Raw genomic sequence first — 18,725 nt, forward strand, 5'->3', positions numbered from 1 at the left:
GGTCAGTCCTTCCTTTCGGTCGCGTGACGGTGTTTGCGTTGTTCTCGCCGGCGTTGGGCGATGGCGGCGGCAAGTTCGCGTTCGGCGGGGGTGTGGTGGCCGACGCTGGTCATGGCCCAGTCGTTGATCACGGTGACCGTGTCGTCGTCGGTGATCCCGAGCTGGGCGAGGGTTTGCTCGTGCTGGTACTGGCGGCGGTCGTCACGGATCTGCCGGAACGGCACCGAGTACTGCCGTGACTTGGTGAGGAAGTGGCCGCGGAAGCCGAGCATGTGTGCCCAGCGGCGGAGCCGGAGCGCGTCCAGCGGGTCGGGCTTGTCGCTGCGCCCGGGACGGGAGCGGTGGAGGCGGGTGGTGCGGGTGATCTCGCCGCCGTTGTCGCAGGTGCCGCAGTAGCGGGCCCGCTGGCGTTGCTGACAGGCGCAACCCTCTGCCTGGTGGGGCCCGTCAGGGTGGCAGTCCGGGCACGTCACCAGGGCCCCGAGGTCCCAGGCGGTCTGGATGATCCGCCGGTGATGTGGGCTGACCTGCAGGCGGTCGATGTCGGCCTGGCAGCGGATCCGGCGGTCCGCGGCCTCAGTGGTGCTGGTGCCTTTGGTGGCGTACTTGGCGATGTAGGAGGCGACCCGGTCGTCGCTGATCACACCGCGGTCGTCCTCCACCGCGGAGGCGTCGAGGGGCCGGATCGGGCGGATGTCGAGCTGGTCACCGAATGCCAGTTCCCAGGTGCGGCCGTCGACCTCGGGGGAGGTGATCATGGTGTTGGCGTGGGCGAGGCGGACCGCGTCGGTGAGCACGTCGACCGTGCCCCATCGCGGGGTCGGGTCGTTCGGTCCATCGGGGCCGTCGAGGCGGATGACGGCGTGGAAGTGGATCACGCCGCGGCGCTGGTACTCGGCGACCTTCGCGAACGACAACCGGGCGACCTCGGCGAAGGCGCTTTGGCGGAGGCCGGCGGCTTCGGCAAGGTGGCGCTTGAGGTAGGTGGTGAAGCGGTGCCAGAGCGCGCCGGCGTGGGCCTGCCACAGCACGTGCCCGCGGTAGTCGTAGGTGCCGGGGTCGATCGGCTGCCCGAGACGGGGGTCGTCGGGGTGGTGGAACTCGCCGCACCGGCACGGGATGACCTTCCCGTTCGGGGTGAGGCGGTTGTGGACCGGACCGAAAGACGGGGCGGTCAAGGTCACGAACAGGCGGGGCTTGTCGGCTACGGAGGCGGGGATGCCCTTGGTGCCGCCGGCGAGTCCGGCGTGGAGCAGGTGGTAGGCGTCGGCGGCGTAGCGGTCGGAGCAGGCGACGCAGACGCTTTCGCGGCGATTGCCGCAGGGGACCATGACCTGCCCGGTGCGGTCGGCGAGGACCTTGCCGGTGACGGTGTCCTGGACGGCCCAGGAGCCCGAGAGCCGGATCGGGTGGGTGCAGCCGCCGAGCCGCTCGATGTCGGTGCGCCACTGGCGGAAGTCGGCCGAGCGGGCACGGCGCTGCATGCCATCGGCGGTCAGGCGCTGGTAGTCGGCGTGGTTGATCAGGGCTCTCGGGGGCAACGGTGTCCACCTCCACACAGGAACGCGGCGGGACACCTGTCCGGATCGATCGGCCCGGTGGTGGCCCGCCGAGCTGGATCGGTATGCGGTATTCGGTTGTAGGGCAGGGATTTTCAGGCGGCCGTGGTGACCGGGGTGGTGACTTCGGTCAGGAGGGCGGCGCAGAGCATGACGGGGTTGTGCAGGGGTGCGCCTTCGACGTTCTCGATGACCCACGGCCGCCCGGTCGTAATGAGCAGGTCGCGGGTGGGGGCGATGAGGTCGGGGTGGTCGTTGCCGCGGATGCGCTGCGCGTTGGTGAACGCCTGGCACGGCGGGCTGGCGTGGATCGCGTCGAACTCGTGGCCGTGCGCGGCGAGGAACTCAAGGGCGTCGGCCTGATGGAACTCGAACGGGTAACGGGGCTGGCGGGCGATGTCGCCGCCGACGACGTCGAAACCGGCGCGGTGGTAGCCCATCCCGGCACCACCGGCACACGAGCACAGGTCCAGCAGACGCGGACGACGACGAGGGAGAGGGCGGACGGAGCTGATCACGGTGACACCTCCTGGGAATGGGCCCGGCGGGATGTTCCCGGTGAGCCCATGCCCCGCGGTAACACCCGCCGAGCCGGTACGGATCAGTGATTCGCTTGTGCGGTAACGGTTTTCACGCCACGGCGTGGCCGTTGGTGGTGCTGCCGGCGACCTGTGCGGCGATGTCGTCCGGGAGCCGGACAACGGCCTGCACGTCGGCCGCGGTGAACTCCCGGCCCTCACGGAGTGCCTGGGCGCGGGCGTTGTCGATCATCTGCGCCACTTGCGGCGGCAACTTCGGGCCCCGCTGGACCGTCCTCACTGCCGCGGGCGGCTCCGGGGCCACAAGCGGTTCCGGTGCAGCCGGCGCGGTCGGTGCTCGTGCCGGGGTCGGTTCGGGTTCCGGCTCGGAGTCGGGTTCCGGGGGTGCGGGTTCGGGGTCGGGTTGGTGGCGGTCGGCTTCGGCGTAGCCGTTGAGGACGGCTTGCCGGGCGCGGGCCTGGATGACCGGGATGACCTCGGCCAGCCCGTAGACGATCACCGGGATGATCGCGTGCACCAGCGCCGACCCGGGATTGAACGCTTCCCAGTTGGTGACCAGCGGGACGAGTTGCGGGATCACGTTCATGAACAACGTCGCCGCCAGCAAGACCCGCTTGAGCCGACTCCACCAGGCGTGATCGAGGTCGATGCCGTGGGAGAGGATCAGAGCCTCGAAGTTCAGCAGCACGATCAGCAACCCTGCGAACATCGGCTCGACCGTCCACGCGGCCCACCACAGCGGATCGGCTGAGGTCGTGCCGCCGGCGAGGAAACGCTGAACGCCGGCGGTGGTGAACACCAGCCCCAACGCGAGGAAGAACCACAACCCGATCAGAGTCCGCCGGCGGTGGCGCTCGATCTCCACCGCGACGAGGTCCGGGTTGCGGACCAGGCCGCGGAGGCGGGTCGCTTCCGCAATCTGGGCACGGAGCTTGCCGACCCGCCACGTCTCCCCCTCAGGCGCACCCTTCGGGCGTCGACGCAAGCCCATGATCAGCTCCTATTCGCTGCTCGGGGTGAACAGGGCATACAGGCCCCGCACGATCACGATCACCGCAAGTCCGCCCGCGATGGCATAGCCGGGACCGGCCAACAGCCACACCAGCGCCAGAACGCCGGTCGTCATCAACAGCAGGATCAGTACGGTTTTGATCGCGGCACCGGTCAGTTCAACGTGGACAACGGGTTTCATCAGTCCATTCCTTCCAGGTTGTTTCTCGGGTCGTGCTGGTCGGTTTTCAGGCGGCTTCGGTTTCGTCTTCTTCGTCGTGGTCGCGGTGGAGGTGGACCACGTTGGACTCGTCGACCGGGCCGGGGGTGCAGGTGCGGACGAGTTCGGTGATGTCGGCATCGGAGACGTAGCCGGCGCGCACGCGCACGGGGCGGCGGGAGTACTTGTCGACGCGGAATCCGATGCCGGCGTGCTCGTCATCGGCAGGGATCTCGTCGGCCAAGGCACCGCGCTGCCGCATGCCGTCACCGAGGACCATGTCGGGGTGGTTTTCGGCGGTGGTGCGCAGGCACACGCGGCGGGTGAACAGGTCCCGGACCGGGACGATGTCCTTGGTCGGTTCCTGTACGTAGGCGCAGACCCCGAACAACGGGCCACGGCCCTGGGTCATGACCTCGGCCATGAGCTTGATCGCGGCGCGGGTGATGCCCGACTCTCCGAGCGCGGTCATCATGGCCAGCTCGTCGATCATCAGCAGCCGCAGCGGCGTTTCCCGGGACGGGGTGGCCTTCCTGAGTCCTTCCGAGGCGAGGTAGCGCTGAGTGGTCTTCATGTCGTCGCGGAACGCTTCGATGACCTGCAGGCCGTGCTTGGGTTCGTCGGCGTAGCGGTGGAAGAACTCGCGGTGCACTCCGGCTTCCATACCGCCCTTGAGGTCCAGGAAGTCCACCTGCACCAGACCGTCCCGGATCGCCGGCCCCATCGCCCGCAGCGGGTTCCAGAACAAGCCGGCCTTACCCGAGCCCGTTGCACCGCACCCGAGCAGGTGGTTGCCGCCGATGAAGGGCTCGGTCCAGTCGTTGCCGTGCTCGTCCTCGCCCATGTACAGCGCCTCGAAGTCGACGTCTGCGGTGTCGGCGGGGATCTCGGCCGGGTCGACGATGTGCTCGAAGGGGTTCCCGCGGACCACGGTCAGCGCGATCACGCCGGGCTTGACCTTAGTGACGCCCAGCGCGTCGGCCCGCAGCGCCATCGCCAGCTCGTCCTGGGCGTCCTGGAACCGCTTGAGGGACTGGCCGCGGAGGATCTTGACGTACAGGGTGTCGATCGACGGGGACGCCGAGCGGACCCGGATCAGCCGCGGCACCTCCACATGCCCGGTCCGGCGGTTCTCGCGCCCGAACTCGCAGTCGATCATCACCCCACGCCAGCGTCTGCCGATGTAGCGCAGCCAGCGTTGCCGGAACGCCCGCAGCCACGGGGCGGCGTGGCGATCGAACGTGGCCGGGTGCCCGCGGTACCAGGACAGGCCCGCCGCACCAACGCCGGCCAGCACGCCCGCGGTGGTCACCGGCCCCAGTTCAGCCACGCTCGTGCCCAGTGCGACCGGGGCGGTGCTGATGCCGGGGTGGCGTGCCATCCAGCCGGCCGCGCGCCACTCGATTCCCTTGCGGCGAGTCTCCTTGCCCATCACTGATCAACTCCAAACACCTTGCGGGACAAACAAAAAAAGGGGGGCCCGGCTACCGTCATTGGCAGCCGAGCCCCGGCGAAAAACGTTGGTGCGGTTGGTTATCGCGACGCGCTAATGTGCGGCATGACGTCTTCGAGATCAACCTTGTAGTCGGCCACCTTCCGGGCCAACTCGTCGTGTTCCTTCCGGAAGCCGGCCGCGCGGACCTGGATCCCCGCCATGGCATCGCGGAGCTTCACCATCGCCTTGTCGAGATCCTCGATCGCGGCAATCACCTGGTAACCACTCATGCTCAGACCCTCCAACCCTTCGAGACGAGTTCCTTCTCCCACTTCACCGTGGAGGTGTGCAGCGTGATCAGCTGCGCCACCGCCTTGGCGTGCCCGGCCTCGATCTGCTCCCGGTCCGGCACCCGCCACTGGGCGGCGTCGTGACTGCCCGGCTTCTTGATCTTGGCGTGCAGCTTCGCGGCTTCCTCCAGCGCGATCCGCACCACCTCCAGCGCGTTGTGCAACTCCTGATATTTGTTCTTCGCGCGGTTGTTCAGCGCCTGGATCTGCATTACTCACTTCCCTTCATTCGTTTTCTCCGATTTCCTCAATCTGCAAAACCCGGTCGAGCTGGTAGTGCGCCCGCTGAAGCCCGTCCATCAGCGGCATCAGCTCGTTCCGGTCCGGGAAATCCAGCTCGGTCGCCGATGTGACGATCACGTTCTCGATGTCCATCAGCCGCCGCATCGATTCCCGGATGGAGTCGCGAGCTTCCTCGTAGGTCATCGCAGCCGCTTCTCCACTTCTTCGAGATGCCTCCGCGTCCAGCTCGTCACCTTGTCGATCTCCTCGAAAAGGTCATCGAGTGATTCCTCGATCTGCCACGACCACGGCAATCCCCTGGACTGTTCGAGGCAGCCGAGATAGAACTTCAGTCCGTGATCGAGATCGGATAAGACGCGGTAGAGCTTGTCGTCCCGTGAGGCGAAATTCTCCACCGGAGCAAGCCGGCAGTTCCGGCACGCGGGATCGTCGGTTCCTGGATTACAAAGCTGTGAACACCCCTTCACTGTCTCCCTCCCTTTGTCGCGTCGGCTCGCCCGTGGGGCGGGGCTCGTTCGGTGCTCACGCCACCTGCCAGCTGTGCGGGCAGTCCTGGCACTGCGCCGTCCCATCGGGCTCGACCCGGTAAAACCAGTGCTCACACCCCTCGCTCATGCCGCCCTGCCCTTCCCCCGGTCAGAACCGGAGTTCCACGACTCCGGTTTGGCCAGGGAGTCCCAGCGGTAGGCGGTCTGGCGGGATTTCCGCGGCACCAGCACCGACCGCGCCGGCCCGGTGTAGCGGTCGTAGCGCACGGTGTGTGTGCCGCCGACGTGCAGCCACTTCGCGTCGATCAGCTGGTGCACGGCGGCGTCCACATCGGACGGGGCCTTTTCCACCCAGTCATCGGTGACCCGCCGGTACACGTCCTCACGGATGCCGACCAGCACGAAACCGACCGCAGATGCCTCCCGGAGAATCCGCTCGACCAACTCCATGTCGTTGACCGGTGGACGCGGAGCCTCCCGCGGCTTCAGCGGCGCGATCGGATTACCGAACAAATCCGTTTCCTCGACCACGGCCGATCACCGCCCCGAACCCAGGCAGCCCGACCCGTGAAAACCGAAACCGTCCATCCTGACTCACTCCCATTCGCTTCGAATCGACTCCAACTCGTCCGCCGCAGATTCCAATGCGGAGATGGCGAACTGAACCCGCCAATTCCGCGAACCCGCGCGACTCGCGGTCCTGCGACGAAATTCCTCCAGGTCCTCACGAACCGACCTGACACCCTGCGCCATCGACCAGAGCTCATCCGACGCCTTGGGTCCACTCGGCTCAGTCATCGCTGAGCGCGCCACCGCCGGTGTCCTTTCGGCAGAACTCGTCATCCGAGTGCCGGTAGGAACGGTGGCTCTCCGGGATATCGCACGCCGGGCAGTAGCACAGCACAACACATCACCTCTTCTTTGTTGGGAAACCATGAAGACCCCCGGCATGAGCAGGAATGCCCTGCCGTCCCGATTCCGGGGGTCAACATGACTTCCCCGGCGCACAATTCCGCGCCGAAAAAGGCATGGCTCGGCCCACTATGTAATTCTCAAAGAACAAGCAGGGAATCTGCTTAAGAAACGCGAACAGTCGCGTCAGGGAAAATTCAGGGGGTCAGACGAGCGGCTTCATGCCGATGGCCTTGTAGGACAGACCAGACGAGAAGCGGCCCTCCTCCGAGCGGCGCTCCCAGTGGCTCACGGTCGCCGAGAGCAGCTCGACGTAGGTGCCCTCTTCGAAGCCCTCGCCAGGGTTCTGCGTCAAGGTCACCTTGATTTCCTCGCCGCGCTGCGCGAACTCGCCTTCCTGGGGCCGCTTCTTCGCGAACAGCGACACCAAGTAGTGACCCTCACCGGTCCGGCGATCCACCACCTGCTCCTGCACGCCGTTCTTGTCTTCCTTCATCTTCATCGTCGGAGCCTCGGTGATCATCAGCTTGTAGCCCCCGAGGTTCGCCGGGATGTCCTTCAGCGCCATCTCTGCCTCCATCGCTGGATGTTTACCCCCCTAAACTTTCGTTGCAGACCTTGCGGTTGAGGGGGTCTAAACACGAAGGTACGCGACTGGCGTTTGCCTGTCAAGGGGGTCTAAACTGCCAGCGTGGCCATGAAGGATGAGTTCGAAGCTGTGAGACAGGAGCCAGACCCAATACGTCGAGGTCAGCGCGCTACGGAGCTAATCACGACCTACCAACAACGCGCGACGGAACTCGCCCGGCTGCGCAAAGCTGCGATCGAGGAGGCGTACCGCGAGCGCGACATGAGTTACACCGAGATCGCTGCGGCGCTGGGGATCACCAAGGGGCGCATCACGCAGATCAAGAAGTCCGCCGCGGATGTTCAGCGCGTCTTCTTCGGTGTTGGCCCAGTGAGCATCGGCATTCCCTACCGCTACCAGGTCACTGACCGCGAACGACCGCTCATCGCGGCAGAAGACGCCGAGACCGGCGAACAGCTAGAGGCGCTTCTGACCGCCTTGGCGTTCACAGTCGACCGGTACCAGATCGGCCCCGAAACCGGTGTCGCGCGCGACGGTGACGGGGTTGTGGTCTGTGGGCCCAAGTCAGCCCCGATCGGGGCCGCACTTCTCGCAGAGGATCCAGTCGCAACGCTCGTGAAAGACGATGGCCGCTGGTGGTTCGAGCATCGTGAATCGGGCCAACGGTTCGGATCCCCGGCTGACGAGCCGGACCCCGAGAACGCTGACATCGCCTACATCGCACGACACCGCTACGAAGATCGGGTGATTGTCCACATTGCCGGAATCCATGCGATCGGTTCGCTTGGGGTTGCGCACTACCTCACAGGCGGCCTTGCTGAACTTTTCCGCCAGGTTGGCGACGTGTCCTTCAGCGCAGCCGTACGCGGCTCGTACGAAGGGCTGGAGATCACCAAGAGTGAGCTGATTGGTGGTCCCTATGTCTGGTGACCGCATATCGGCCACAACTGCACAGCTACCGGCTTTCACGGAGAGCGACGACAAGGTCTTCACGACCTCAAACGCCGTCATCGTGCTCGATGGTGCGTCGGCCTTCCGGCCCATACCGGTCTCCGCCAGCGCGTACGCAACGACACTCGGAGGCGAACTCCGCCGAAGTCTCGAAGAACAGCCGACGTCTGATCTGCCTTCGCTTCTGGCCGGCGCTATTAGGTCAACGACGAGCAGGTTGAACCTCGTAGCTGGCGATTCACCGTCCAGCACGGTCGCTATCGTTCGCCAGCGCGAGGATGCAGTTGATTCGCTCGTGCTTGGCGATACGGCGATCATCTTCCCTGACGAGGTCATCAGCGATGAACGAATTGACGCCTTAAACCTGGTCGAGCGCCGCCAATACCAGGAACGTCTGGCGGACGGATACGGCTACGACGAGGTCCACAAGCGATTGCTACGTGAACTTCAGGACCAACAGGTGAAGTATCGGAATCGCAGGGGTGGCTACTGGATCGCCGAGGCTGATCCAGCTGCGGCCGACCATGCGATAACCTCGGTTCGGCACGTGCGGGCGACTCCCTGGGCAATCCTCGCTACAGACGGTGCTTTCAACACGCTCAGCCACATGGGGCTCGACAACTGGGGCGAGGTCGCCACGGGGGACGAAGCCGCATTGGCGATGCTGCTTGAGCAATCCCGACAATGGGAAGCGATCACCGACCCAGACGGGCAGGCATTCCCAAGGGCCAAGCGGCATGACGACAAGGCTATAGTCACAATTCGTTTTTGGAACACCGCAGCTCAGGCAGTGCACTGATGGCCAGTCCGCCACAGATCATCTCTAGCTGTGACGCCGTCCTGCTCGACTTCGACGGACCTGTCTGCGCCGTCTTCGGTGGTCTGGCGGATCATCAGGTGGCCGCCGAGCTGCGGGAGCTGTTCGAAGGCCGGCTACCAGATGAGGTTGATTGGAGTCGTGATCCGTTCGACGTCCTGAAGTGCGCCGCTTCAACTGGTGGTTTCGCCGCAGCCGTTGAGCATCGGCTCCGGGAGCTGGAAACACGCGCGGTCGAGGTCGCCCCGTCGACTCCGGGCACAGTCGCTGTTCTGGAATCCCTTTCGCGCCAGCGGATTCCGGTCGCCATCGTGTCGAACAACTCCGAGGCCGCCGTCCGGGTCTACCTCGAAGCGCACGGCCTAGCGAGCATGGTCGTCGGCGTTTCCGCTCGCACGAATGCCGATGTCGGCGAACTCAAGCCACAGCCGTATCTCCTGCTGCGGGCGGCGAGCTATCTTGATGTCTCACCTGGGCGCTGCGTCATGATCGGCGACTCGATCACCGACATCGAAGCCGCCCAACATGCTGGGGCCAAGTGCATCGCGTACGCGAACAAGCCAGGCAAGCGCGAGCAGTTCATGAAGTGCCAGCCAGCGGGCATCATCAGCCAGATGGCGGAGCTGATCTAACCGCGGCCCGTCGCCCGAACGGCGTTGTCTGACTCGCGCCAGGCAGCGCCCGTCTCGTGATCAGTGGCCGACGTGTGAGTCTTCATGATCGTTGAGCGCCTGACGCTGACCAGGCGGGAACCGTCTTCCGCACGAGTAACACGACCATGCCAATCGTTCACACCACTCAGTGACAGTTTCCTTCGAACGTCTCGCCATGTGCGGCTTCCACCCACTCGGCTTGCGTGCTTCGCGATGTTCTGCATCCCGGCTCTCTGCCGCCTTGGCGGGAGCTAGCCGCCAGCCGCTTGCGCTCATCGATCACACCGCCCCGCATACAAAGTGGAACATCTGACTCATTTGACCAATCTGGCGCAACAGTAACATCGGGAAGGAAGGTCTGGCCTGAAGTTCGTAGCTTCAGGTCATGCCTGAATCCGCGCGCCTGATCACCAGCTCGGAAGTGGCGCGCAAGCTCGGAGTTTCACGCCAGACAGTTGCTCGGTGGGTACGCGAAGGCGTGATCACCCCAGCCTTTGTGACCGCAGGCGGACAAGGTCGGTTCGACCTCGAACAGGTCAAGCACCAACTACGCGAGCACGGGCAGCGCCAGCGCGATCAACACGAGAAGTGACCCCACCGGTTGGCGACAACAACTCGCGACGCCGTTGCGAGCCTCTCCGAGTGCGGCTTGATCATCGCAGCGGCGCTCCGGTGCTCCGGTGTTCAGAGTTTCTTTTCTTCATCAAGGGCGGCCCCTGCGGGGCCGCCTGCCTGCTGTTTCCCTGACCGGGCCAGCGGGGACCGCCGGGGGCCCGCCTCCGGCACCCCAGCGCCCCCGCGGCCCGGCCTGACGGGAAGGCAGGCGGCCCCGCACCGCAGAAGGGGCACACTGAGGCGCAAAGAGATGTCCTCGCCGGACGGGCAGGCCAACAGGGTGAGGGTTCGAGATCGAACCCTGCGGTTCGGTCGTGGCTGCTCTGCCCTCACCCCATCGACCTCCCACGGGGCTATCAGACCGCGTCAAGGGGGCAAGCTTCCGCCGGCGCGTACCGTTGGCCTCGGATGTTGCCCCCTTGACACGATCCGATCGGGCTTCGCCAGGTCGACGGGGTGAGGGCAGAGGCCCCTTCCTTGTAAGTGAAGGGCAAAGCCGCGGGGCACGCCGGTTTGCCGAAAAATTGCCAAGAATCAACCGCAAACAACGACAAACGAGGGCAGGCACCGCGGCGCGCCTAGGCCACATCCCCGCACGTGGCAACAGGTTTCGGCAAGCAACGGCAAACGTCGATGATCACGGAAACCCGATCAGAAGGTTAGGGGTTCGAATCCCTTCGGGCGCACGTCTGGTCAGGTCGGCAGGCCGATCACTCGTGTTGTGCGCGAACCAATGGACGAGCACTTCTCGCCCCGGCTGACCGGTGGGCGAGAAGTGCTCGTCCTCAACGGAGTTCTGTGCGGTGTTGGCCGGCGGCCTCAGATGGTGCGGACGCAGGCGCACTGGGATGCCGCGAGCGTGCCCTCCGCGGCTTCTGCGGCTTCCCGGGTCGCGACCGCCACCGCGACGTGGGCTCCGGCCTCGGCCGTCCTGGTGCGTGGCTGGACCGCCACTGCCGCACGCCCTTCGGGCTCAACCGTCTCGTCGCGCAGCGCACCCGCTGCCGCCCGCCCTTCGGCTTCAACCGCCTCGGCGCGCTGCACAACCGCAGGTCCTTCGGCTTCGGCCTTCTCGTCGCTTGGCCAGACCGCCAGTGCCGTGATGGCTCCGATCGCTGCTAGGCCCGCCAGCACGGTCCAGGTGGTCGTGAAGCCCGCCTGCGTGGCGACCCATCCGGCGATGGGGTAGGTCACCAGCCAGGCCAGGTGGGACAGCGAGAACTGGGCCGCGAAGACCTCGGGAATTCCGGTGGGGTCGACGGCTCGGCGGAGCACCCGCCCGGTCGGCGTGATGATCAGCGCCATCCCGCCGCCGATCGCCACCCAGATCGCCCCGGTCGGCAGTGCCGCGGCGACGCTCGTCGCGGATGTCGTGACCGCCGCGCCGACCGCGAGCACCAGCACCGCGGCGCCGATCAGCATCACGAACCGGTCCGCCACCCGGTCCAGGACGCGCGGGAGGACGAGGGCCACCAGCAGTGTCCCCGTTCCGGACGCGGCGAGCATCCAGGCCACGTCGGATCGGGTTCCGCCGAGGACGTCGCGGACGTAGTTCACGGTGTTGACGACCACGATGGAGCCGGCGGCGGCGACCACGAGGTTCAGCGCCATGACGCCGCGCAGGCTCGGGGTGGCCGCGAACGTGCGGATCCCCGCCACGGCCCGGTCCCAGGCGTTCGCGTGCGAGCTGGGGCGCGCGTTGGGGATGCGCGTGGACAGGACCAGCAGCGCGGACCCGGCGAACCCGGCGGAGGTGCCGAGGAACAGCAGGTTGAACGACATGAAGGTGAGCGCCACTGCCGCGAGCACCGGGCTCAGCAGGCTCTCCATGGTGGAGGCCACCTGCGACGCGGACAGCGCGCGGGTGTAGTCGGCCTCCTCGGTCACGATGTCGGGGATGACCGCCTGGAACGTCGGTGTGAACGCCGCTGACGCGGTCTGGAGGACTCCGATCAGGACGTAGATGTGCCACACCTCGGTGACGAACGGCAGCGCGATCACCACCAGGGCGCGCACCACGTCGAGGATCGTGAGGAACCAACGCCTGGGCAGCCGGTCGACGTACGCGGCCGCTAGAGGTGCGACGACCACGTACGCGACCATCTTGATGGTCAGCGCGGTGGCGAGAACCGCGCCGGCCCGTGGGCCCGCCAGCTCGTACGCGAGCAGGCCCAGCGCGACGGTGGCCAGGCCGGTGCCGAACAACGCGATGACTTGAGCGCTGAACAGCCGCCGGTAGTCGCGAATCGCGAACAGTCCCATGTCCGTCTCCTCCCGGGCGACCGCAGTCGCCGATACCCCAATGGGGTATTCATGTCGGGAGGATTTATATACCCCTAGGGGGTATGTGTCAACGGGAGCTAGTCCTTCGCGGCGGCTCGGCCGGTGGACGGCCAGGCCGGATCGCGGCCGATGAAGGCCATCAGCTGATCCTGCGCTGAGGCCCCGTCGGCGATGGGCACGGCGGGACCGAACTGCCCGCTGTCGCGCAGCATCTGCTCCATGGGCTTCATGGCCGCCAGCACGGCGCGGCAACGCTCCTGGCCCAGGTCGGGCTCGCGGCCGAGCGCCTTGGCGAGATCCCAGGTGTGCATCCAGACGTCGGCCGTGTAGAACTGGTCGATCGCCTCGTCCACCGGTTTGTCGCCGGTGTGCGGGTTGCTGAGCACCCGCCCGGCGGGGTCGTCGAGGATCGCCTGGATGTCGGTGACGTGCTGCTTCCAGGCGGCGACCGGGTCGGCCTCGACGTCCAGGGGCGGGAGCTCGATCCCGGCGCCGGCCAGGAAGCCGCGGGACCACCCGACCAGGTGCTTCACGATGTCGAGGGCCGTCCACTCCGCGACCGGACTGGGCCGCGCCCAGTCGTCGGCTGCGGCGGACTCGACCAGCTCGGTGAACCGGCCGGCGTCGTGCGTGTGCTGCTGGGCAGGTGTGCGCGTCATCTCAGGCGTCCTTCGCGAGCAGCTCGTCGAGCTTGTCGTAACCCTCGTTGACCCCGACGTCCATGCCGCTTGCAAGCATGCCGTCGCGGGTCTCGAAGTCCTGCACCACGCTCAGCGTCCGCAGCCTCGTGCGCCCGCCCTCGAGTTCCTCGAAGGTCAGCGTCTCCAGCGAGACTGCGTCGGGGTGGCCTTCGTAGGTGAAGGTCCACACGATGCGCTCTTTCGGCCGCACCTCGTGGAAGCTGCCGTAGAAGGAGGCGATCTCCTCGCCGCCGCGATCGTTGGCGAAGGCCCACGAGCCGCCGGTGCGAGCGTCCCACCGGAGGACCCGGGTGGTGAGCGAACGCGGCCCGACCCACTGCGCGTAGAGCTCGGGATCGACGTGGGCGCGGTACACCTGCTCGGGAGTCGCGTCGAACTCCCGGAGGATCTCGATCGTCGGAACCTTCTCGTCCGCCAGGATCTGGGTCTCGTGCTTGGTCATGATGCGTCCTCCGTGCGGTTCGGTTTCTGGTTCTCTTCGCCGGTCATCCAGCCCAGCAGGGCGTCGAGGCGCTGGTAGCGCTCCTCGGCTTCCCGGCGATAGCGCTCGATCCACTTCGACATCAGGTCGAACACCTCCGCGTCCAGGTGGACCGGCCGGCGCTGGGCGTCCTTGCTGCGGGTCACCAGGCCGGCCTCCTCGAGCACCTTCACGTGCTTGGAGATCGCCTGGAGGCTCATGTCGTAGGGCTCGGCCAGCTCGCCCACGGTCGCGTCCGCGCCGGCCAGCCGGGCCACCAGCTCGCGCCGGGTCGGGTCGGCCAATGCCGCGAACGCCCGGTTGAGCCGCTCCGTGCTCTCGTCCACGATTCTTCCTCAACTAATCGGTTGAATATCAAGCTAGGCGGCCTTCTCTTCGTTGTCAACCGAGCGGTTGAGGAAGGCCCTCTTCGTGTGCATTACTAATTTCGAACCAAAACCGCTTGCACTTTGCAACTGCTCTCGCTACCGTTCTCGGTGCTTGCAGATCGCAAGCGATTCACCGGAGGGCGAGAGGGCACCCATGTCGCGCAACATCGAGACCGTCAACACCTACCTGGACGGTTTCCGCAAGAACGACCACGAGCAGATCCTGTCCTGCCTGACCGACGACATCCGGTGGACGGTTTTCGGTGCGTTCCAGCTGACCGGCAAGGAGGCCTACGACAAGGCCATCGACGGCGCGCCGGAGTTCATCGACCCGCCAGAGCTGGAGGTCGTGCGCTTGGTGGAGCAGGACGACGTGGTGATGGCGGAGATCAACGGCACGGCGAAGCGTGCCGCGGGTGGGGAGATGCGCATGTCGATGGCCGAGGTGTTCCGCATGCGCGACGGCAAGATCTGCGAGCGCCGCGCGTGGGTGATCCCGCTCAGCGAGAACGACTACCGCTGACGAGCGCGCCCGGTTCGCATCGGGCGCACGGCCGGTCGAGACAGCAGAAACCCCGTCTTGCAGGGGGATTCTTGCTTTCCGGCCGCTCGGCGCGGCCGGGTAGCCGGGGACGCGGGATCGGAGCGTTTGAACGCTGATGCTCTTCCGCGACGGCCGGCCCGTGCGCGCGGTCGTCGGTGCCCGGCCGGAGGCGCAACTGCTGGCGGAGCTGGACGCGGCTCGGCGGCTTCGGAAGCAACCTCGTTCGAGCTCGTGCGTCTGCTGCAAGTGAGGCACGAGCCGGACGGAGGGTTGGCCCATGCAGGCGGAATCCGAACCGACGCCCGATGGATGCGGCACCGAGGTGCAGCGCCGGGACGTCGTGGTGGGGTGCGGCCTCGCCGCGATCCTCGCGCCGCTGCTGTCGGCGGCCGTTGTCCTGGTCATCACCGCCCCGGACGGTGAAGCGAGTGACTTCGCCAACGGCATCCGGTTCTGGCTGGTCGCGACGGTCGGCTGGCCGATCCTGACCACGGCGCTGGCGGTGCCGCTGGTCATCCTGGTGCCGCGGAGCCTGGCCCAGGGGCGGCGGGAAAGGGCCGCTCAGGCGGTCGAGGGCACACCGGCGGGCGAATGGAGCGCGAAGCAGCGGTTGCTGGTCTTCGGCACCGTCGCGGCGATGATGGTCCTGTTCCTCGTCGGCGTCTCGATCGGCGGGTGATCTCGTGCTTCCTGGCGTCGTTCGGCGAATTTCAGTTGACCGGGGTTCCTAGGCTCACCGGGTATGGGGAGCAGCACGATTCCGGTGCTCTGGGTGACCGGTGCGCCTGGAACGGGGAAGTCGACGTCCGGCTGGGGGTTGTTCACGCGCATCTCCGGGCGGGGCGGCAGCGTCGCGTACGTCGACATCGATCAGCTCGGCTTGATCGGGCCGCCACCCGGCGGCGGCGCGGCGAGCCACGAGATCAAGGCCGCCAACCTGCTGCGGGTGATCGCCGTGTTGCGGCAGCGAGGCGTGCAGCAGGTGATCGTGTCCGGCGTCGTGGATCCGGAGCTCGGCGTCGGACCGTTCTTCGCCGGTAGCGCCGAGGCGGCTCACATCGATCTCGCGCTCGTGCGCCTGCATTGCGACCGTCAGGAGCTGCGCAGCCGGTTCCTCGGGCGCGGATCGCCGGCCGGCATGCTGGAGGAGCTGTTCGAGGTGGTCGACCGGATCGACCGCGCGGCGATCGGCACCCCGCTGGATACGACCGGCCATAGCCCCGACGAGACCGTCGATGCCCTGATGGGGCATTGCGTCGCCCGGCCCGGCCCGGTGCAGCCGCTGGCCCCCGTGGGCGACGGGTTGCCGCCGAAGCCGGTGGTCGTCGTGACGGGCGCGACGGCGGTGGGCAAGTCGACCGCCGCGTGGAGCGTGCTGCGCGACCTCTGGCAGAGCGGCGCGCCGACCGCGTACATCGACCTCGACCAGCTCGGATTCGTCCATCCCGGGCCGGATCCCGTTCTCCAGGCGGCCGAACTCGCGGCGCTGTGGCGCGGTTACCGGCAGGCCGGGGCGCAGTCGCTGATCCTCGTGACCCGCGAGCCCGGCGCGGAACTCATGGGGGCACTGGCGGACGAGCTCGTCACCGTCGTCCGGCTGGACGCCGACGCCGCTGCGCTGGAGGACCGCATCCGAAGTCGGGCCGATGGCGAGTCGGCGCTGCTCGCGGGGGACGAACTCCGCGGCGCGCCACCGGAAGTGCAGAGCCGGGTGGCGGTCCGAGCGGCGGCGGAGGCGGAGCGGCTGCGAAGTTCCGGCGAACCCCGGATGGTCCTCGACACCACGGGCCAGTCGCCCCAGGAGACCTCCGCAGCGCTGCTCGACATGCTGCGCCCCGCTCTCGGACCCCCAGAACGCGATCCGCGCTGATCGCGGATCTGGCGGAGCGAACGGTCCGTTCACCTCGAACCGGCGTGATCCCGCTGCGGTTCTGTCATGGCTGCTCCACCGAGCCGACGCTCTCCGGCGGACGCAGGTCGGCGGGCGGTTCCGCCGGCAGCCCGATGCGCATGACCCGGGTCTCCCCGGCGCCTTCCGCGTCCTCGGTGTGGAGCGCGAGCCAGCGGTTGTCGGGCGACCACGCCAGGTCGTAGACGTTGCCGCCCGGCCAGTGGCTCATGATGACCTCGCGGTCGCCGAGCCTGCGGACGCACAGCTCGTGGCCGTCGGCGCCCCAGATGTCGCCGCCGGTGTTCGCGGCGGTGACCAGGTAGGCGCTGGACGGGCTCAGCGCCAGTTGCAGGACGGAGGACGCGACGTCGATGGTGTCGACGACGGTTCGCGAGGACGGGTCGATCACGTGCAGGTCCCGGCCGAATGTGCTGGCGAACAAACGGGACTCGTCCTCGGCGAAGGCTGCGTCGGCGATCGCCGCGACGGGTATCCGCGCCCGTTCGTCCCCGTCGAGCAAGAAGTCCACGCCTGGGGCCAGGCCGAAGTCGATCCGGTGGGCGCCCGAGCGGGAGCGGAGCTCGCCGCGCTCCAGCGGGACCTCGACCACGACGCCGGTGTCCACGTCGTACGCGGTCTGCGTGGGCGGTGACGAAAGCGAGTTCGTGAGCGCGACGACGTGCCGCCCGGGAGCCCACATCAAGCGCCCTTGTTCCGCGGTGAAGCGCCGGTGCTCCGACCAGTCGCCGCAGTCGTACACCACGATCTCGGCATCCCAGCCGGCCACGGCCAGGAAGCGGCCGTCATCGGAGAAGGCCAGCTGTGTCGAGGTGAGGGCCCCGAAGGGCCGGAGCACGAGCGGGTCATGCACGTTCGGAACGAGCGGCACGTCCTCGGGCCGTAAGCTGTCGGCGTTGATCGGGAGCTGGGTGGAGCCCCACGCCGCACCGGCCTCCAAGTGCTGGATCCAGGCGAGATCGGTGACGCGGACGACGTAATCGGCCTGCGTCAGCCATTCCTCGTCGGCCCACTGCCCGCCGCGCTCGTAGTAGAAGTCCTTGAGGCGCCCCCAGCCGTCCTCGGACGGCGGGTCGTTGGCGACGGAGGTGCGCTCGACGTGCGAGACGAACCAGCGGGCGTGCTCGGCGACCCATGCCCGGTCCAGGATCCGGGCGGATTCGACGACCTCGCCGATCGGGTGCCCCCAGCGGCCGGATTCCCACAGCAGCCCCAGGAAGAACCCCGGATCCCGCACCGGCGGCGCCAGGTAGCTCCGGCCGCTCGTCTCGTAGTACACGACGAACACGCGGAACCGGACTTCGCGGCGGTCCAGGTCGACGTCGAGGACGCGGGTACCGAAGATATCGGTGGACATCGGTGATCAAGCTCCTGCGTCGGACGACCGGCATCGTGCCGCCGGAGTCCATGCCGCCCCGGAGCGCCGCTCGCTTGATATGTCTACTGTGGATCATGGCGCCAGTGGGCCAGCCAGTTCTTCTTGGGCTTGGGGTGCTTGATGTCGTTGCCGCCCATGAACGAGTACGTGCGGATGCGGATCACCGGGGCGTTCGGCATCTCCGCGTCCTCGTCGACCTTGACCGTGTTGCCGCCCATGAAGTCAGTTGAGTCGACCACCACGCGCACCCCTCGCGGCACGATCACGTCGCTGCCGCCCATGATCGACACGAGCACGATCTCGATCTCCCGGCCGGGCAGCGTCGCCTCGCGCAGGTCGATCGTGGAGCCGCCCATCAGCGCGAAGTAGCCGGACTTGCGGGGCACCTGCCAGCGGCCCTTGTAGTCGGAGCCGCCCATGATCGCGATCTTCCACCGGCGCTTGGTCTCGTCGGCGGGTTCGGCGGGCAGGTTCGACGGCGCGGCGGGCAGATCCGTCACCAGCTCGGCGAGCTCGCCCCGCGTCACGGCCTGGTAGGCGGCGTCGACGCGGTCGGTGAACTCGGCCAGGGTCAGTCGTCCGGCCCCCACGGCTTCGGTGAGTTGGTGCGCGATCTCGGCGCGTTCGTCGTCCGATGCGCGGAGGGATCGGTCGTCGCTCCCGTCTGTGCTGCTCATGCCGGCAGTCTAGAGCTCGGGCG

The 18,725-nt window shown here is 67.3% G+C and carries 24 protein-coding genes; 7 read left to right on the plus strand and 17 right to left on the minus strand.

The features are described from left to right. Nucleotides 1-2: 2 nt before the first annotated feature. From ACWEV3_RS10325 to ACWEV3_RS10375, 11 genes are all read right to left on the minus strand, one after another. Nucleotides 3-1,484, minus strand: a complete 1,482-nt coding sequence (locus tag ACWEV3_RS10325; RefSeq protein ID WP_452613712.1) for a replication initiator — start codon at nt 1,482-1,484, stop codon at nt 3-5. A gap of 170 nt (nt 1,485-1,654) precedes the next feature. Further along, nucleotides 1,655-1,999 (minus strand): hypothetical protein, encoded by a 345-nt coding sequence (locus ACWEV3_RS10330; protein WP_452613557.1) that lies wholly within the window; start codon nt 1,997-1,999, stop codon nt 1,655-1,657. Between the two features lie 190 nt (nt 2,000-2,189). Then, entirely contained in the window at nt 2,190-3,089 is a 900-nt protein-coding gene (locus ACWEV3_RS10335; protein WP_452613558.1) for a hypothetical protein, read from the minus strand. Between the two features lie 9 nt (nt 3,090-3,098). Next, on the minus strand, nt 3,099-3,290 hold the full coding sequence (locus ACWEV3_RS10340) for a hypothetical protein (RefSeq protein ID WP_452613559.1): 192 nt from the start codon (nt 3,288-3,290) through the stop codon (nt 3,099-3,101). A 46-nt stretch (nt 3,291-3,336) separates the two neighbouring features. Then, on the minus strand, nt 3,337-4,740 hold the full coding sequence (locus ACWEV3_RS10345; protein WP_452613560.1) for an FtsK/SpoIIIE domain-containing protein: 1,404 nt from the start codon (nt 4,738-4,740) through the stop codon (nt 3,337-3,339). A 101-nt stretch (nt 4,741-4,841) separates the two neighbouring features. Further along, nucleotides 4,842-5,033 (minus strand): hypothetical protein, encoded by a 192-nt coding sequence (locus tag ACWEV3_RS10350; RefSeq protein WP_452613561.1) that lies wholly within the window; start codon nt 5,031-5,033, stop codon nt 4,842-4,844. Between the two features lie 2 nt (nt 5,034-5,035). Next, a complete protein-coding gene (locus ACWEV3_RS10355) occupies nt 5,036-5,305 on the minus strand; it encodes a hypothetical protein (protein WP_452613562.1) in 270 nt (89 codons plus the stop codon). 13 nt (nt 5,306-5,318) lie between these two features. Next, nucleotides 5,319-5,519, minus strand: coding sequence for a hypothetical protein (locus tag ACWEV3_RS10360; protein WP_452613563.1), 201 nt, complete (start codon nt 5,517-5,519; stop codon nt 5,319-5,321). Then, a complete protein-coding gene (locus ACWEV3_RS10365; protein ID WP_452613564.1) occupies nt 5,516-5,731 on the minus strand; it encodes a hypothetical protein in 216 nt (71 codons plus the stop codon). Before ACWEV3_RS10365 ends, ACWEV3_RS10360 begins: the two co-directional genes overlap by 4 nt. A gap of 216 nt (nt 5,732-5,947) precedes the next feature. Next, complete coding sequence (locus tag ACWEV3_RS10370; protein ID WP_452613565.1) at nt 5,948-6,337, minus strand: hypothetical protein; 390 nt, start codon at nt 6,335-6,337, stop codon at nt 5,948-5,950. Nucleotides 6,338-6,941: 604 nt separating this feature from the next. Then, nucleotides 6,942-7,304 carry a hypothetical protein gene (locus ACWEV3_RS10375; protein WP_452613566.1) on the minus strand — a complete coding sequence of 121 codons (363 nt, stop codon included), beginning with the start codon at nt 7,302-7,304 and terminating at the stop codon, nt 6,942-6,944. Between the two features lie 129 nt (nt 7,305-7,433). On the opposite strand from ACWEV3_RS10375, the gene ACWEV3_RS10380 reads away from it, so the two are divergent. From ACWEV3_RS10380 to ACWEV3_RS10395, 4 genes are all read left to right on the plus strand, one after another. Then, complete coding sequence (locus ACWEV3_RS10380; RefSeq protein ID WP_452613713.1) at nt 7,434-8,255, plus strand: sigma factor-like helix-turn-helix DNA-binding protein; 822 nt, start codon at nt 7,434-7,436, stop codon at nt 8,253-8,255. Then, complete coding sequence (locus tag ACWEV3_RS10385) at nt 8,245-9,075, plus strand: hypothetical protein (RefSeq protein WP_452613567.1); 831 nt, start codon at nt 8,245-8,247, stop codon at nt 9,073-9,075. The genes ACWEV3_RS10380 and ACWEV3_RS10385 overlap by 11 nt, the downstream gene beginning before the upstream one ends. Further along, complete coding sequence (locus ACWEV3_RS10390; RefSeq protein ID WP_452613568.1) at nt 9,075-9,725, plus strand: HAD family hydrolase; 651 nt, start codon at nt 9,075-9,077, stop codon at nt 9,723-9,725. Before ACWEV3_RS10385 ends, ACWEV3_RS10390 begins: the two co-directional genes overlap by 1 nt. Before the next feature lie 406 nt (nt 9,726-10,131). After that, nucleotides 10,132-10,338, plus strand: a complete 207-nt coding sequence (locus ACWEV3_RS10395; protein ID WP_452613569.1) for an excisionase family DNA-binding protein — start codon at nt 10,132-10,134, stop codon at nt 10,336-10,338. A gap of 842 nt (nt 10,339-11,180) precedes the next feature. Here ACWEV3_RS10395 and ACWEV3_RS10400 read toward each other — a convergent pair. The 4 genes from ACWEV3_RS10400 to ACWEV3_RS10415 form a co-directional block, all read right to left on the minus strand. After that, entirely contained in the window at nt 11,181-12,623 is a 1,443-nt protein-coding gene (locus ACWEV3_RS10400; protein ID WP_452613570.1) for an MFS transporter, read from the minus strand. Between the two features lie 98 nt (nt 12,624-12,721). Continuing rightward, the gene (locus tag ACWEV3_RS10405) at nt 12,722-13,303 is read right to left on the minus strand and encodes a TIGR03086 family metal-binding protein (RefSeq protein ID WP_452613571.1); all 582 of its coding nucleotides are present in this window, start codon (nt 13,301-13,303) and stop codon (nt 12,722-12,724) included. Between the two features lies 1 nt (nt 13,304). Next, nucleotides 13,305-13,787 carry an SRPBCC family protein gene (locus tag ACWEV3_RS10410; RefSeq protein ID WP_452613572.1) on the minus strand — a complete coding sequence of 161 codons (483 nt, stop codon included), beginning with the start codon at nt 13,785-13,787 and terminating at the stop codon, nt 13,305-13,307. Continuing rightward, nucleotides 13,784-14,152 (minus strand): ArsR/SmtB family transcription factor, encoded by a 369-nt coding sequence (locus ACWEV3_RS10415; protein WP_452613573.1) that lies wholly within the window; start codon nt 14,150-14,152, stop codon nt 13,784-13,786. Before ACWEV3_RS10415 ends, ACWEV3_RS10410 begins: the two co-directional genes overlap by 4 nt. 196 nt (nt 14,153-14,348) lie before the next feature. On the opposite strand from ACWEV3_RS10415, the gene ACWEV3_RS10420 reads away from it, so the two are divergent. The 3 genes from ACWEV3_RS10420 to ACWEV3_RS10430 all read left to right on the plus strand — a co-directional run bounded on the left by ACWEV3_RS10420 (nt 14,349) and on the right by ACWEV3_RS10430 (nt 16,608). After that, nucleotides 14,349-14,717 (plus strand): nuclear transport factor 2 family protein, encoded by a 369-nt coding sequence (locus tag ACWEV3_RS10420; protein WP_452613574.1) that lies wholly within the window; start codon nt 14,349-14,351, stop codon nt 14,715-14,717. Between the two features lie 298 nt (nt 14,718-15,015). Then, entirely contained in the window at nt 15,016-15,417 is a 402-nt protein-coding gene (locus tag ACWEV3_RS10425) for a hypothetical protein (protein WP_452613575.1), read from the plus strand. A 63-nt stretch (nt 15,418-15,480) separates the two neighbouring features. After that, nucleotides 15,481-16,608, plus strand: a complete 1,128-nt coding sequence (locus ACWEV3_RS10430) for a hypothetical protein (protein WP_452613576.1) — start codon at nt 15,481-15,483, stop codon at nt 16,606-16,608. A gap of 64 nt (nt 16,609-16,672) precedes the next feature. Here the strand turns inward: ACWEV3_RS10430 and ACWEV3_RS10435 are convergent, their stop codons facing one another. Together ACWEV3_RS10435 and ACWEV3_RS10440 are read right to left on the minus strand one after the other, a co-directional pair. Next, on the minus strand, nt 16,673-18,004 hold the full coding sequence (locus tag ACWEV3_RS10435) for a WD40 repeat domain-containing protein (protein ID WP_452613577.1): 1,332 nt from the start codon (nt 18,002-18,004) through the stop codon (nt 16,673-16,675). A gap of 83 nt (nt 18,005-18,087) precedes the next feature. Beyond that, complete coding sequence (locus ACWEV3_RS10440; protein WP_452613578.1) at nt 18,088-18,702, minus strand: DUF1707 SHOCT-like domain-containing protein; 615 nt, start codon at nt 18,700-18,702, stop codon at nt 18,088-18,090. Between the last annotated feature and the right edge of the window lie 23 nt (nt 18,703-18,725).

Source organism: Saccharopolyspora sp. NPDC003752 (genome assembly GCF_053605825.1).

Bases quoted from the DNA above. Each gene is read 5' to 3' on its own strand.
- ACWEV3_RS10385 (WP_452613567.1), top strand. From the start codon at position 8,245: ATGTCTGGTGACCGCATATCGGCCACAACTGCACAGCTACCGGCTTTC.
- ACWEV3_RS10405 (WP_452613571.1), bottom strand. From the start codon at position 13,303: ATGACGCGCACACCTGCCCAGCAGCACACGCACGACGCCGGCCGGTTC.
- ACWEV3_RS10430 (WP_452613576.1), top strand. From the start codon at position 15,481: ATGGGGAGCAGCACGATTCCGGTGCTCTGGGTGACCGGTGCGCCTGGA.
- ACWEV3_RS10410 (WP_452613572.1), bottom strand. From the start codon at position 13,787: ATGACCAAGCACGAGACCCAGATCCTGGCGGACGAGAAGGTTCCGACG.
- ACWEV3_RS10335 (WP_452613558.1), bottom strand. From the start codon at position 3,089: ATGGGCTTGCGTCGACGCCCGAAGGGTGCGCCTGAGGGGGAGACGTGG.
- ACWEV3_RS10375 (WP_452613566.1), bottom strand. From the start codon at position 7,304: ATGGCGCTGAAGGACATCCCGGCGAACCTCGGGGGCTACAAGCTGATG.
- ACWEV3_RS10340 (WP_452613559.1), bottom strand. From the start codon at position 3,290: ATGAAACCCGTTGTCCACGTTGAACTGACCGGTGCCGCGATCAAAACC.
- ACWEV3_RS10390 (WP_452613568.1), top strand. From the start codon at position 9,075: ATGGCCAGTCCGCCACAGATCATCTCTAGCTGTGACGCCGTCCTGCTC.
- ACWEV3_RS10360 (WP_452613563.1), bottom strand. From the start codon at position 5,519: ATGACCTACGAGGAAGCTCGCGACTCCATCCGGGAATCGATGCGGCGG.
- ACWEV3_RS10355 (WP_452613562.1), bottom strand. From the start codon at position 5,305: ATGCAGATCCAGGCGCTGAACAACCGCGCGAAGAACAAATATCAGGAG.
- ACWEV3_RS10325 (WP_452613712.1), bottom strand. From the start codon at position 1,484: ATGCAGCGCCGTGCCCGCTCGGCCGACTTCCGCCAGTGGCGCACCGAC.
- ACWEV3_RS10350 (WP_452613561.1), bottom strand. From the start codon at position 5,033: ATGAGTGGTTACCAGGTGATTGCCGCGATCGAGGATCTCGACAAGGCG.
- ACWEV3_RS10380 (WP_452613713.1), top strand. From the start codon at position 7,434: ATGAAGGATGAGTTCGAAGCTGTGAGACAGGAGCCAGACCCAATACGT.
- ACWEV3_RS10420 (WP_452613574.1), top strand. From the start codon at position 14,349: ATGTCGCGCAACATCGAGACCGTCAACACCTACCTGGACGGTTTCCGC.
- ACWEV3_RS10425 (WP_452613575.1), top strand. From the start codon at position 15,016: ATGCAGGCGGAATCCGAACCGACGCCCGATGGATGCGGCACCGAGGTG.
- ACWEV3_RS10345 (WP_452613560.1), bottom strand. From the start codon at position 4,740: ATGGGCAAGGAGACTCGCCGCAAGGGAATCGAGTGGCGCGCGGCCGGC.
- ACWEV3_RS10435 (WP_452613577.1), bottom strand. From the start codon at position 18,004: ATGTCCACCGATATCTTCGGTACCCGCGTCCTCGACGTCGACCTGGAC.
- ACWEV3_RS10330 (WP_452613557.1), bottom strand. From the start codon at position 1,999: ATGGGCTACCACCGCGCCGGTTTCGACGTCGTCGGCGGCGACATCGCC.
- ACWEV3_RS10395 (WP_452613569.1), top strand. From the start codon at position 10,132: ATGCCTGAATCCGCGCGCCTGATCACCAGCTCGGAAGTGGCGCGCAAG.
- ACWEV3_RS10400 (WP_452613570.1), bottom strand. From the start codon at position 12,623: ATGGGACTGTTCGCGATTCGCGACTACCGGCGGCTGTTCAGCGCTCAA.
- ACWEV3_RS10440 (WP_452613578.1), bottom strand. From the start codon at position 18,702: ATGAGCAGCACAGACGGGAGCGACGACCGATCCCTCCGCGCATCGGAC.